Raw genomic sequence first — 14848 nt, 5'->3', positions numbered from 1 at the left:
GGGGGCTGACACCTCCGCCCGTGATTCCATGGCATGTTGGAGCGCGCCACTGTGGTATAAGCCACCGGGGTCACCCGGCAAGACGATCGGGGAACGCAACCTCGTCCACGGGGTCGATGAAGAATGCGCAGCCCCACGGGGCCTGTTTGAACGTTGTCGCTACCGCAGGAACTCTATCGTGTTACGGTCGTTTTTTCCCAACCCGCCCCTTTTTTTCTCAAGCGTTCTGATCTGGGCGCTGATCTGCACCGCCCTGTGGCAGCTGGGCGCCAGTGACTGGGGCGCCGCCGTTGGCCTGCCGCCGCTGGCCGAAGGGGCGGCGCTCCCCGTGGATGTCTCGCGCTTCTGGGCGCCACCCATGCTCTGGTTTTATCTTTACTACGCCCTGTGCGTGGCGGTCTTTGCCGCGGCGTGGGCCCTGTTTGATCGTCATCGCTGGCAGCGCTGGTCGATTCTGGGCAGTGCTCTGATCATCTTTATGACCTGGTTTTCGGTGCAGACCAGTGTGGCCGTCAATGCCTGGTACGGGCCGTTCTGGGACATGATCCAGCAGGCGCTGGGGGGTGACAGCGGTGTCACGGTTACCGATATCTACACCGGCATGTTCAGCTTCGCAGGCATTGCCTTTGTGGCCGTGACGGTGGGCGTACTCAACTATTTTGTGGTCAGCCACTACATCTTTCGCTGGCGCTGGGCGATGAACAACTTCTACATGCGCCACTGGTCACAGCTGCGCCATATCGAGGGTGCCGCCCAGCGTGTACAGGAAGACACCATGCGCTTTTCCACCACGCTCGAAGGCCTGGGGGTGAATCTGCTCAAGTCGGTGATGACGCTGATTGCCTTCATGCCGCTGCTGGTGACGATGTCACAGAACATTACCGAGCTGCCCCTGGTGGGCCATATTCCCAACGCCCTGGTATGGGCGGCGATCGCCTGGTCGCTTTTTGGCACCGTGTTGCTGGCCGTGGTCGGCATTCGGCTGCCGGGGCTCGAGTTTCGCAATCAGCGTGTCGAGGCGGCCTACCGCAAGGAGCTGGTTTACGGCGAGGATGATCCCGAGCGCGCAGCGCCGGCCACCGTGGCCACACTGTTTAATCGGGTCAGGCAGAACTATTTTCGTCTCTACTGGCACTACGCCTATTTTAATATTGCCCGCATTTTCTATCTGCAAGCCGATGTGGTCTTCGGGCTGATCGTGCTGGCGCCCTCGATCGTCGCCGGCAAGCTGACGCTGGGGCTTTTGCAGCAGGTCCTCAACGTCTTTGGTCAGGTCCGCGAATCGTTTCAGTATCTGGTCAATTCCTGGTCAACCGTTATCGAGCTGCTGTCGATCATCAAGCGTTTGCGCGCCTTTGAATCCGTAATCGATCACAACGCCCCTGCCGATGAGACCCTGAGCGCCACCGACACGGCTTCCTGAGCCTGGTTCGACCCGCACCGTCGAGCGCCGATGCCTATGTGGCATCGGCGCCCGGCACTGATCGATGCGCCACGCATGAACCCTTCATGGCAGCCTCAGCGAACCGGCGCGTCGCCCGGTTCGGCATCGGGCACATGCAGCGTGATCACCGTGCAGTGGGCCACATGAGAGACCTTGTGCGACACGCTGCCCACGACCAGACCTTTCAGGTCACTGAGGCCGCGACTGCCCATCACGATGGTATCGATGTCCAGCGCCTCGGCCAGCTTGACGATGGTTCTTTCCGGCCGGCCGGGGGGATTGTCCTCGACATGAAAATGAACCTCGCTCGAGGGCGAGCCCACCTGTGACCAGGCTGACCGCAACAGCGACTCGCCCTTTTCATGCCCCTTTTCCGGCGTGTAATCCAGCGGCGTCGACCCGGTCTCTGCCCCCAGGTGATCGACCGCCACGGTCGGCTCGACAATATGGAGAAGATGCAGGGTGCCGCCATCGGCCCGCTGCATCAGGCAGGCATGCTCAAGTGCCCTTTGGGCGCTGCGGGACCCGTCAATGGGCACCAGAATTTTATGTGTCATGATCTCTCTCCTTTCTTCGGCTATTGACCACCCGGCCTTGCGACAAATGCGCAGGCCAGGCAATACAGCGAGAAATGGCGCTGGACCCACCGCATAACGAATCCGGCCCCTCCTCTCTTACATTAGCACCCAATCAATGCCTGTTGCGCCGCGAGACACGTCACGCCGGACGACTGCGACCATCAGCCGCTACACTGTATGGATACCAATACTGCGACCACGCAAGGAGCCCTCTGTCATGCCGATTCATCTGCTGGTCGTGACCCGCCTGTCACGCCATCATCAGGCCCGCATCGAGGCCGCCGGCGTTCATCTTCATATGGCCGAGGACGATGAGGCCCGCCGCGATGTTCTGAGCCGTCACCGGGACGACATTCGCGCGGTCATGACCATCGGCACCATCGGGTTCAGTGCCGAGGAGATGGACGCCCTGCCGAATCTGGGGCTGATCTGCGCTCAGGGGGTGGGCTTTGAAGGCATTGACGTACAGGCCGCCCGCGAACGCGGCATCGTGGTGACCCACGGCCCCGGCACCAATGCCGAGACCGTTGCCGACCACACGCTGGGGCTGATGCTGGCCTGCCTGCGCCGCATTCCCCAGGGCGATGCGGGTCTTCGAAACGGCCAATGGCAGGAGATCCGCCGCGGCGCCCCGGTGCTGCATGGCAGGACGCTGGGGCTTTTGGGCATGGGCAACGTGGGTCGGGCCATCGCCCGGCGCGCCCACTACGGCTTTGACATGCCGATTGTCTACTTCGCTCGCCAGCCGAAGTCAGATCTCGACTGGCAGCACGAATCGGATCCAGAACGTGTGGCCGAACAGGCCGACGTGCTGGTGAGCGCCCTGCCCGGCGGCCCGGAGACCCATCACCTGATCAATGACGATCTGCTGGGCGTCATGAAATCCGACAGCATCGTGGTCAATGTCGGTCGCGGCAGCGTGGTGGACAGTGACGCACTGGCACGCGCCGTGACAGACAAGCGAATTGCCGGCGCCGCGCTCGATGTGTTCGAGCATGAGCCTGAAGTGCCTCAGGCGCTCAGGGACGAGCCGCGCATCATCATGACGCCGCATACCGCCGGCCTTTCACCCAGCGCACTCGATGCCACCGTTGAGCTGGTGATCCAGAACCTTGAGGCCTTTCGTGACGGCAGGGCGCCGGTGACGCCGGTCTCCGGCACCTGAATGGCGGGGCCTGGGCACCGGCCTTTTTCGATGTCATACATGCCACGGGAGAACACCATGAGCGATGACCACTCGACAGCGCACCGTTCACAGAAACAGAAGATGCTCGCCGGCGAGCTCTACGTTGCCGATGACCCCGAACTGGCGCACGATGCCGCCGTTGCCAAGGCCGCCATGGCCGAGTTTGCCAGACGTTTTGAGCACGATGTCGACGCCGCCCACGCCGTGTTGAAAGGGCTTTTCAAGGCGTTGGGGGATACGGCGCACATTCGCCCGCCACTGTATGTCGACTACGGCTTTAACATCAGCCTTGGCGAGGGCGCCTTTGCCAATTTCGGCCTGATGGCGCTGGACGTGGCGCCCATCATCATCGGTCGGGACGTACAGATCGGCCCCAACGTGCAGCTGCTAACGCCGACCCACCCGATTGACGCCCAATCGCGCCGGAACAAGCTGGAAGCCGGCGCCCCCATCGTTATCCATGACAACGTCTGGCTGGGCGGCGGCGCGATCGTACTGGCCGGCGTCACCATCGGCGAGAACAGCGTCATCGGTGCCGGCGCCGTCGTGACCCGGGACATTCCCGCCAACGTCGTGGCCGTCGGCAATCCGGCCCGCGTGATTCGTCAGCTGACTTAAACCGCCTACACCGGTGGCATCAGCTCGTTGAGGTCTTTATAGCCATACGCGCTCAGGTCCTGCGTCGAGAGTCTGCCCGTGGTCATGAAGGCACTGGCCACGGCGGCATTGGCGCCGTACAGGAACTCGGCGATGGCCGAGCCGGCACTCAGGCGTCTGACGCCGAGTTCGCGCAGCGTCTCGATGTCCGGCAGCTCGGGGCGATAGAGCAGATTGACCGGCAGCGTGGTCGACTGACACAGCTCACCGATTTCATCGGCATTCACCATGCCCGCAGCAAACAGGCCATCGGCCCCGGCACTGCTGTAGAAGCCTGCCCTTGTCAGCGTCTCGGAAAGCCGCTGTTCGGGCGGCACCAGTGCCTTGAGGGTGACATCGGTGCGCGCGTTGATAAATAAATCCACGCCGTGGGTATCTGCCACGGCCCTGGCGCGCTCGATCTTGCGACAGAGTATTTCGGGACTGGCATGCCCGTCTTCCAGGTTGATGCCCACCGCGCCGGCCGCCACTACTGTCTCGACCACTCGTGCCACCTCGTCAGGATCATCGGAGTAGCCGCCTTCGATGTCCACGCTCAGCGGCACGGTCAGCACCCGGACCATGGCCCGTACGCTGGCCTCCAGAAGCTCAAGCGGCAATTGATTGCCATCCCGATAGCCCCAGGACCAGGCCAGCGCCGCGCTGCTGGTCGCCACTGCCCGACCGCCCCGGGCTTCCACGATGCGGGCGCTGCCAGCATCGGTGGCGTTGGCCAGGACTAAAAGCCCCTCGTCATGCAGTTTCCGAAATACCTGATCTGTTCTTGCCATGCCGCCTCCCGACCCTTCTATCGCTTGATTGCATACCGATACCCCTTATCCAGCGTCATACCGGCGCAGGCTCGCCCACCAGCATTGCCCTGAACCCCTCGGCCCTGATTCGTGCAGCCAACCCGGCATCTTCCATGGGACCGCCGGTCGTATAAAAACGCCCACCGCCACTGTCGCCCTGCTTTAACGAGGCATCACCCAGCACGTCCTCCAACCGCCGGGCGACGGCGTCACCGGAGTCCACCAGCGTGACATGCGCGCCCACCATTGCCGCAATCGCCTCTTGCAGCAGCGGATAGTGGGTACAGCCCAGCACCAGCTGGTCGAGCGCGTGCCATTCGGGTGCCTGCAGAGGAGAAAGCTCACGAGCCAGCGCGTCGGTGTCGAGCGTGCCGTCGCGCCAGTACTGCTCGGCCAGCGCAGCAAGCCCCGGGGCGCCTACCTTCACCACCCGACAATCGCCGGCAAAGCGTTCAATCAGGGTCGCGACGTGCACGCTTTTCACCGTTCCCGGTGTGGCCAGCACCCCGATGACGCCGCTTGTACTGGCCGCTGCCGCCGGGCGAATCGCCGGTACTACGCCCACCACCGGGATCGAAAGCCTCGCCCTGAGCGCCGGCAGCACCACGGTAGAGGCGGTATTGCAGGCGATCACCACCGCATCGACGGGATGGGCCGCCACCGCACGCGTGACCAGATCACAGACCCGCGCAACCAGCGACTCAGAAGCGAGACCACCATAGGGAAAGGCAGCGTGATCGGCCATGTAGTGCTGCACCAGCCCCGGCAGGCGACGACGAATGGCGCGCGCGATGGTCAGTCCGCCGATGCCGGAGTCCAGTAGCCACACGGCGCGTCTTGTTTGCTGAATCACTGTTTTCAGTCTCTCGCAATCGCCCGCAAGCCCGGGCCACCCGGCCCGGGGCGTGACGCCAAAGCCTCATGATGCGGGAGGCTTTCTGTATACCGCAAACCACGTTGACGACACGATCAGCATCGATAAGAGCGAATATAAAACAACGCGCCTCGCTAACCGTCCCATCGCCATCCATACTACAGGGGACGACCTGTCCGGATTTGCGTCAGGCGCGTGTCTCTTCCCGCCGTTTCCCCCCGGCCCACGCGCACTTCCCTGACGCCCCTCCCCTCACCTCGTTCATTATGCCACCGGCCTGTCCCGCACCCCCCTGCAGCGGGGCAGGCCTGCGAGGGCATGATGTCGCTCTGGCCGGTCCGGCGCCTGGAAATCCCTTCCCGCGTTCGCCCCGCCCGCATTCTCGTTTGATGACGAGAAGGAGAACGACGATGGATCGATGTTTTCCTGTTCCCTGCAGGTTTGACCCCTGGTCAGTCGCAAGCCTTCCGGCGGTGCGCCAATGAGGCCCTGGCAGTGGCTCACGCAAAAGCCATCGGCAACACAGGCCCCCTGGGATGCCACCGCGCCGGTGCGGGAAGAACTGTTCGGACCCGAGCGGCTTGAACAGCACGCCGAGAGTCTGGCACTGGCACAGCCGATCACCGCCCGTCCGCCCCGGGTCGTCTCGCTCTACCAGCGCCTGGGAGACAATATCGCCGCCCTGGGGGTGACCCACCACCGCCTGATCGTGGATGCCGCCCATCATCACGACACCGTTCCGGCCGCCGAGTGGCTGCTGGATCACTATCACCACGTCGAGAAACACGCCGGCGACATTCGTCGCGACCTGCCACCGGGCTACTACCGCCAGCTTCCCAAACTCGCCGAAGGCCCGTTTGCCGGCTATCCGCGCGTTTTCGGTTTTATCTGGGCCTACATTGCCCACACCGACAGCCGCTTCGATGCCTCGACCCTGATTCGCTTTCTCGACGCCTATCAGCGTGTCGAACCGCTGACCCTGGGCGAGCTCTGGGCAGTGGCGATCTCGCTGCGTCTGGTGCTGGTGGAAAATATCCGACGGCTGGCCGATCAGATCATGGGCGCCCGCGATGCCCGCAACACCGCGGATGCCCTGTGTGAGCGGCTGCTTGTGACCGGGGTTGACAGCAGTCAGGTACTCGCCGAGATGGCACCGCAGGTTCCAGGCGCCTTTGCCGAGCACTTCTATGCCCAGCTGGCCAAGCGTCTGCGCGATCAGGACCCGGGGCGTTCGCCGGCGCTCTACTGGCTCGAGCAGCAGATGGTGCGCCTTGAAACCACTACCGCGACCGTGGTTCATAACGCCCATCACCGTCAGGGTGCGTCAAACATCAGCGTGCGCAATGCCATCACCAGCCTGCGCCACATCGCCGATTTCGACTGGGCCATGCTCGTTGAGCAGGTCAGTCTGGTGGATCACTGTCTGCGCGATCGCAGTCGCTTTGGCGAGATGGATTTCGCCACCCGCGATCGCTACCGCAATGCCATCGAGCAGCTCGCACGGGGTGCCGGCTGCGATGAACTGACGGTCGCCCGCCGCGCGCTGGATGCCGCCGATGCCCCTACAGAAGCCGGGGCATCCGAGGCAAAGACGGTCCACCACACGGACCCCGGCTACTACCTGATCGACGAAGGCCGACCGGAGCTCGAGCACGCTCTGGGCTTTCGCGCCCCGCCTGCCCTGCGGCTTCGCCGGGTAGTGCTCGGGCTGGGGCTGACCGGCTATGCCACGGCCTGCTGGCTGCTCACCGCCGCGATATTGCTGCTGGCGTTCTGGGGGCTCGAATCGGCCGGCCTGGTTTCCGTCTGGGCATGGGTCTGGCTGGCGCTGATGGTGCTGCCCGCCAACGATATTGCCTTGTCACTGGTCAACCGCATGCTGGGTATGGGCGTGGGGGGCGAGGCCCTGCCGGGGCTGGCGCTGGAAGACGGCGTGCCCGCATCGCTTGAAACGATGGTCGTCATTCCCGCCATGCTCGGCAGTGACGACGAGATCAGCGAGCTGGTCGAACGCCTGGAGGTGCACTATCTCTCCGGCACTGATGGCGCCCTTACCTTCGCGCTGCTGCTTGACGGGCTCGATGCCGACAGCGCCGAGCTGCCGGACGATGCCCGTCGCCTGCAGCTCGCCGGTGACGCCATGGCAGTGCTCAACCACCGCCACGGCTCCGGCCCCGGCGGAACACGGTTTTTGCTGCTCTATCGGCGGCGTCAGTACAATCCGGGCGAAGGCAGATTCATGGGCTGGGAGCGCAAGCGCGGCAAGCTCGCCGAGCTTAACCGGCTGCTGCGGGGAGCCACCGATACCTCCTTCGTTGCCGTGGGCGGTCAGGCGCCCCGGGTGCCGGCCGGGGTCAAATACGTGGTCACGCTCGACAGCGATACCCGACTGCCTCGCGACACCATCACCCGACTGGTCGGCAAGATGGCACATCCGCTCAGCCAGCCGGTGTTTGATCGCGACGGTCGCGTTACCCACGGCCACGCCATCCTTCAACCGCGCGTGACACCGTCCCTGCCGATCGGCCGTCAGGGATCGCGCTATCAGCGTCTTTTCTCCGCCCCCGGCGGGCTGGATGTCTACAGTGCGGCGGTGTCGGATCTCTATCAGGATCTTTTCGGTGAGGGGTCGTTTGCCGGCAAGGGCATTTATGACGTGGATGCGCTTGAAACGGCACTTGCCGGGCGCATCCCCGAGAACAGTCTGCTCAGCCACGATCTGCTTGAAGGGATCTTCGCCCGCGCGGGTCTGGCCTCCGACGTCGAGGTGGTCGAGGCAGAGCCCGAGCGCTACGACGTGGCCGCCCGCCGCCAGCATCGCTGGGTACGCGGCGACTGGCAGCTGCTGCCCTGGATCGTGGGCCGTGGAGCCAGCCGTCGCGCGATCGGCGCGGTCGGGTGCTGGAAGATCATTGATAACCTGCGCCGATCGCTGCTGGCACCGTGTCTTTTTGCCGCTTTCGTGGTCTGCGCCATCTTCCAGACACCGGTTGCCCTGGTGGCGGTTCTGCTCACCCTCGCCGCGCTGGTCATTCCGGCACTTTTGCCGATCAGCTTCGCGTTCAAGCCCCGTCATCGCGACGGCGACTGGCGCCACCATCGGCGAACGCTGGTCCGCGATCTGGTACTGGAGACCGGTCGCTGCCTGTTGAATGTGGCCCTGCTGGCCAACCAGGCCTGGCAAATGGTGGATGCCATCGGGCGTACGCTTTATCGCGTCTACGTTTCCCGCCGACATCTGCTCGAGTGGACCACCGCCGCGGCGCTGGTCAGGGATTGCCACGCAGGTATCACGGGATTTGCGCGCGCGATGGCCGGTGGCCTTCTGCTCACCCTCGCTGTCACACTGATTCTGGCGCTTTTTGATCTGCCCGGCTGGCCGATGCTGCTGCCGCTGCTGGCGGCCTGGCTCGCCGCGCCCCTGATGGCGCTGTGGACCAGCCGTGCCCCGGGCGACACTGCCGATAACCTCAAACTCGATACCGCGCAATCCCGCACGCTGCGCCATATTGCCCGACGCACCTGGCAATTTTTCGAGACCTTCGTCACGCCGGCCTCTCACGCGCTGCCGCCGGACAACTTCCAGCTTGACCCCGAACCGATCATCGCCGAGCGCACCTCGCCCACCAACATCGGGCTTTACCTGCTCAGCTGCGTGGCGGCACGGGATTTCGCCTGGATCGGCACCCGCGGCGCCGTCGAGCGACTGGAGGCCACTTTTGCCACACTCGACACGCTCGAGCGCTGCCGGGGGCATTTCTACAACTGGTATGACACCGCCACACTGGTACCGCTGGAGCCGCGCTACGTCTCGGGCGTCGACAGCGGCAACCTGGCCGGCCATCTGATCGCGCTGGCCAACGCCTGCGAGGCGTGGATCAATGTCCCCCTCGTCGATCGCCCGCAGGCGGGTCTGATCGACACGCTGTATCTTTTCCACGAAGACGCCGCGCGCGACGAGACGCTGGCACCGGCCACACGAACCCGACTGCTCACCGAACTCGAAGCGCTGATGGCGCGCCTCGATGACAGCGCCCACTGGCGCGACAGCACCGCCGACATGCAGCGTGCTCTGGCGGTCTGGCGCACCCTGCTGGCAACGCCGACCTCGCCGACACCGCGCAGCCAGACCGGCGACGCCGAAGACATGACCTCGCACGATGCCGATCCGGGCGTAGCGCTCGAGCAGGATAATTCACCGGCGGGAACCGATGACCTGACGCAGCGTGCCACACCCGCCTGGTGGTTAACGTGTCTGGAGCGCTGTCTTGAGGAACATGACGCGGACCTCAATGCCGCCCGGGACGACGTCGACGGGGCGCGGCTGGCAACACGTCTGCGGACACTGGCAAGCCGCGCCCGCACCCTCACCCACGAGATGGACTTCGCCTTTTTACTGGTCGCCGAGCGCAGGCTCATGTCGATCGGCTATAACCCGCGCGAGGACCGCCTTGATGAGGGCTGCTATGACCTGCTGGCCTCCGAGGCGCGGCTGGCCAGCCTGGTAGGCATCGCCAAGGGCGATCTGCCGACCCGCCACTGGTTCCGGCTGGGCCGCACGGTGAGCCCGCAGCCCGATGGCGTGGTGCTGATCTCGTGGTCGGGCTCGATGTTCGAGTATCTGATGCCCTCGCTGGTCATGCGCGCACCGCGCGACAGCCTGCTTGAGCAGACCAATCGGCTGGTGGTGTCATGCCAGCGCAGCTACGCCGAGCAGCGCGGCGACCCCTGGGGCATTTCGGAGTCGGCCTACAACGGTCGCGACACCAACCTCAACTATCAGTACTCCAACTTTGGCGTGCCTTCGCTCGGCTTCAAGCGCGGGCTGGCCGACAACTTCGTGCTGGCCCCCTACGCCACGGCACTGGCAGCCATGGTCGCGCCCCGTGCCGCCATCGACAACTTCGAGCGTCTGCGGGAACTCGGCGCCGAGGGCCGCTACGGCTTTTTCGATGCGATCGACTTCACCCCGACTCGCCTGCCGGTGGACCAACGCTTTGGGGTGGTACGCAACGTCATGGCCCATCACCAGGGCATGACCATTGTCGCCATCGCCAATGTGCTGCTTGGCGGACGCATTCGCGCCCACTTCCACGCCGAACCGATGATTCAGGCCAGCGAGCTTTTACTGCATGAACGCCTGCCCCGCGAGGTCGCCACACTCCCCTCGCCCAACGACACCGAGGCGGCAGTGGTGGTCGAGAAGGCCCCGAACGAGGCCGCCGTGCGCCGACTGACAGGCTCGCCTGCATCGCCGCCGGTCACTCATCTGCTCTCCAATGGCCACTATACGGTGATGCTGACCGATACCGGCGCCGGCTTCAGTCGCTGGGGAAAGCGGGCGATCACGCGCTGGCGCGAGGACCCGACCGTTGATGACTGGGGCAGTTTCATTGCCCTTCGCGACCGCGAGACCGGCCGGCGCTGGTTTGCCGGCGGCCATCGCGAACTTGCCAACACCTCCGCGCAGGACGATAACGTCACTCATGAGGTCGAGTTCGCCGAGGATCACGCCCGCTTCATACGCCATGACAGGGCGTTGACCACCACGCTAGAGGTGCTGGTCTCCGGTGAGGAGAACGGCGAGGTGCGCCGGGTCACCGTCACCAACAACAGCGAGCGTGACGTCACGATCGAACTGACCTCTTACACCGAGCTGGTGCTGACCACGCCGGCCACCGATGATGCCCACCCCGCCTTTGCCAAAATGTTCGTCGAGACCGGCACCATTCCCGAGTATCAGGCGCTGACGGCCACCCGACGCCATCGCGACCCTGGCGAGGACCCCATCTGGGCGGGCCATTTCGCCCGGATCGACGATGCCAGCCGCGAGACGCTGCGGCGTTACGAGAGTGCTGACGCGGACACCGACGAGGACACCGACGCCACGCCCCGATGCTTTCGCTTCGAGACCGATCGCGCCCGGTTCCTGGGCCGCGGCCGCACGCTGGCCACGGCCGCAGCACTGACCGATATCTCCTTCGACGGCGCCGAGCCGATGCACAACGGTCGAACCGGTGCGGTGCTTGATCCGATCTTCTCGCTGCGTCATGTCGTTCGTATCGCCCCCGGGCACGCCGCCCACGTCGACTTCTGGACCGTGGTCGCCGACAGCCGCGACGAGCTGGTCGCGCTGATCGATCGTCACCACGACGCCGGCGCCTTCGAGCGCGCCAGAACGCTGGCCTGGACGCAGGCACAGGTGCAGCTGAGCCATCTGGATATCGCGCCTGATGAAGCCGCCGACTTCCAGCGCCTCGCGGCACCGATCCTCTATCACGATGCCCGCTTTCGCGCCGCCGAACCGATCCTCCAACGCGGAATGTCCCAACAGTCCGATCTCTGGGCGCTGGGCATCTCGGGCGATCTGCCCATCGTGGTGCTGCATCTGGCCGATACCGAGGAAGTCGGCTGGGTACACACCCTGCTACGCGCCCGGGAATACTGGCGCGCCCGCGGGCTCGGGGTCGATCTGGTGATTCTCAATGAGCGCGCCTACTCCTACCTTCAGGAGCTTCAGGACGCCATCGAGACCACCGTACGTACGCACCGCTCGCCGCCGCACGACAGTCACGATCCTTCGCTGGGCATGGTAACGATCCTGCGTGCTCATCAACTGACCCCGGCGGCCAGGGATCTGGTCCTGGCCGTGGCCCGCGTGGTGCTCCGTGCCCACCAGGGGCCGCTGCATCGTCAGCTCGCCACACTGCTGTCAGGGGAAGATGCCCTCTCTGCCGAGCCGGTCATGGCCGGCATTCCCCCGAGCGCGGAGACCCTGATTCATCACGACCCGATCTTGCGGCCCCCGGTGCATCACGAACGGGACCGTCATGACACCAGGACAACGCTTGAGTTTTTCAACGGCATCGGCGGTTTCGCCCACGACGGCCGCGAGTACGTCTGCGTGCTCGACAGTGGCGCCACCACCCCACAGCCCTGGATCAACGTCATCGCCAATCCGGGCTTTGGCTTTCAGGTCTCCGCCGAGGGCAGCGGCTACACCTGGGCGGACAACAGCCGCGACAACCAGCTCACGCCCTGGTCCAACGATGCGGTCAGTGACCCGTCCGGTGAGGTGATCTATATCCAGAACGCCGCCAGCGGCATCATCGAGACCGTCACCGCCGCGCCGTATCGCCCGGGCCGCAAGGACTCGCGCTTTATCGCCCGCCACGGTTTCGGGGTCAGTCGCTTCGAGCACGACACGCCCGCGCTTTTGATGACGCTGGTACAGTTCGTGCCGCAGGAAGATCCGGTCAAAGTCTCGCAGCTCACGCTCACCAACCGCACGGCCACGGCGCAGCGCCTGATCATCACCCACTACGCCAGCTGGGTGATGGGCAGTTCGAGAGCCAGAAACGCGCCCTATCTGACGACCGAGCACGATCCCGAGACCGGCGCGCTGCTGCTGACCAACCCCTGGAACATGGCCTTTCCCGACCGGGTCGGCTTTGTGGATCTCGACGCCCGCCAGAGTAGCTGGACGGCGGATCGCCGCGAGTTTCTGGGCGCGGGCACGCTGGCCGAGCCCGAAGCGCTGAGCCGCCGTCAGCCCCTGAGCGGTCGGGTTGGCGCCGGCGTCGATCCCTGCACGGTGCTGCAGTGCACGCTCACGCTGGCCCCACACGAGAGCGTCACCCTGGCCGCCCTGCTGGGTCAGGCCGGTGACGTCGAGACCGCTCGCGCGCTGATCACACGCTATCGTCACGCCGATCTGGTCGCGGAGCTGGCAAGTGTCGAGGCGTACTGGCACACCTTCCACAACACGCTGCAGGTCAAGACGCCGGATCGCGCCATGGATGTGATGCTCAACGGCTGGCTGACCTATCAGACGCTGGCCTGTCGCATCGTGGCCCGCTCGGCGTTTTATCAGGCCAGCGGCGCCTACGGCTTTCGTGACCAGCTCCAGGACGGCATGGCACTCACCTTCGCCCGGCCCGAGCTGGCCCGTCACCACCTGCTGCGTGCCGCCGGACGCCAGTTCGTCGAGGGCGACGTACAGCACTGGTGGCTGCCGCACTCCGGTCAGGGCGTGCGCACCCGCATTGCCGATGACCGGGTATGGCTGGCCTTTGCTACCGCAAGCTACGTTCAAAGCGCCGGTGACCCCGCCGTGCTCGATGAACCGGTCGGCTTTCTGGAAGCACCGCCGCTGGCCGCCGGCGCCCATGATGACTTCTCCCAGCCGACGCCCGCCCATGAGACCGCGCCGCTGTTCGAGCACTGCGTGCGAGCGCTGGAGCAGACGCTGGCGCAGTTTGGCGAGCACGGCCTGCCGCTGATTGGCACCGGTGACTGGAACGACGGCTTCAATCGGGTCGGCGAAGGCGGCCGCGGCGAGAGCGTCTGGCTGGGCTGGATGCTGCTGCGCACGCTGGCACTGTTTGACCCAATCATCACGCCCCGCGACCCCGAGCGCGCCGCACGCTGGCGCAACCGACATGAGGCGCTTCGAGAGGCGCTCGAGACCCACGCCTGGGACGGCGCCTGGTATCGCCGCGCCACCTTTGATAACGGCGAGTGGATGGGCACCAGAGACAGTCTTGAGTGCCGAATCGATGCCATCGCCCAGTCCTGGGCAGTGCTTTCCGGTGGTGCCGACCCGGCGCGGGCCGAGCAGGCGATGGCCTCGGTATCGGAGCATCTGATCCGTGAGGACGACGGCCTGGCGCTGCTGTTCACCCCGCCCTTTGACAAGAGCCCGCAGGAGCCCGGCTATATCAAGGGCTACCCGCCGGGGCTGCGCGAAAACGGCGGCCAGTACACCCATGCCGCCACCTGGTCGATTCTCGCCTTTGCAAGGCTGGGTCAGGCCGAGCGCGCGCACAAGCTGTTCTCGATGCTCAACCCCATCAACCACGCGCTCAACCGTGAAGCGGTCGAGCGCTATCGGGTCGAGCCCTACGTGGTTGCCGCCGACGTCTATTCCGAACCGCCCTACACCGGCCGCGGCGGCTGGACCTGGTACACCGGCTCCAGCGGCTGGCTCTATCAGGCCGGCGTACAGGGCATTCTCGGCATTCGACGCGAGGGCCGGGAACTGATCGTGAACCCGTGCATCCCCGATGACTGGCCGGGGTATTCAGCCACCGTGGAGCTTGAAGGCAGCCGGGTAGAGATTCGCGTCGAGCGGGTCGGGGCCGGGGAGACGGCGGGGGTGACGCTGGATGGGGAGCGGGTGGAGGGTGCCGAGGAGGCAAGAGTGGCGCTGGATGGACGGGGTCATGAGGTGGTGGTGTGGTTAAAAGAAACAAAAAATCGTTTCCACTAAAAGCTCATGCCATGCAAAAAATGTCAATTAGTCAGAATATTCTTTTT

At 64.9% G+C, this 14848-nt stretch carries 7 protein-coding genes; 4 read left to right on the top strand and 3 right to left on the bottom strand.

Features of this window, described 5'->3' with window-relative positions; translation table 11 throughout:
• Window positions 1–178: 178 nt before the first annotated feature.
• On the top strand, window positions 179–1423 hold the full coding sequence (gene sbmA, locus ACUN8C_RS00890) for a peptide antibiotic transporter SbmA (RefSeq protein WP_445620510.1): 1245 nt from the start codon (window positions 179–181) through the stop codon (window positions 1421–1423).
• A 95-nt stretch (window positions 1424–1518) separates the two neighbouring features.
• On the opposite strand, the gene ACUN8C_RS00885 is transcribed toward sbmA, so the two are convergent.
• On the bottom strand, window positions 1519–2001 hold the full coding sequence (locus tag ACUN8C_RS00885; RefSeq protein ID WP_445620509.1) for a universal stress protein: 483 nt from the start codon (window positions 1999–2001) through the stop codon (window positions 1519–1521).
• Between the two features lie 238 nt (window positions 2002–2239).
• On the opposite strand from ACUN8C_RS00885, the gene ACUN8C_RS00880 reads away from it, so the two are divergent.
• A complete protein-coding gene (locus ACUN8C_RS00880) occupies window positions 2240–3187 on the top strand; it encodes a 2-hydroxyacid dehydrogenase (protein WP_445620508.1) in 948 nt (315 codons plus the stop codon).
• 57 nt (window positions 3188–3244) lie between these two features.
• Window positions 3245–3826: a sugar O-acetyltransferase gene (locus ACUN8C_RS00875; protein WP_445620507.1), complete on the top strand. Its 582-nt coding sequence runs from the start codon at window positions 3245–3247 to the stop codon at window positions 3824–3826.
• A 5-nt stretch (window positions 3827–3831) separates the two neighbouring features.
• Here the strand turns inward: ACUN8C_RS00875 and ACUN8C_RS00870 are convergent, their stop codons facing one another.
• Both ACUN8C_RS00870 and murI read right to left on the bottom strand, forming a co-directional pair.
• A complete protein-coding gene (locus tag ACUN8C_RS00870; protein ID WP_445620506.1) occupies window positions 3832–4635 on the bottom strand; it encodes an isocitrate lyase/PEP mutase family protein in 804 nt (267 codons plus the stop codon).
• A gap of 55 nt (window positions 4636–4690) precedes the next feature.
• Window positions 4691–5485, bottom strand: coding sequence for a glutamate racemase (murI, locus tag ACUN8C_RS00865; protein ID WP_445620505.1), 795 nt, complete (start codon window positions 5483–5485; stop codon window positions 4691–4693).
• Window positions 5486–6011: 526 nt separating this feature from the next.
• On the opposite strand from murI, the gene ACUN8C_RS00860 reads away from it, so the two are divergent.
• Entirely contained in the window at window positions 6012–14801 is an 8790-nt protein-coding gene (locus ACUN8C_RS00860) for a GH36-type glycosyl hydrolase domain-containing protein (protein WP_445620504.1), read from the top strand.
• Window positions 14802–14848 lie beyond the last annotated feature (47 nt).

It is taken from the genome of Kushneria sp. Sum13 (assembly GCF_052692355.1).
This window is presented reverse-complemented; position numbering and strand designations above follow the sequence as displayed.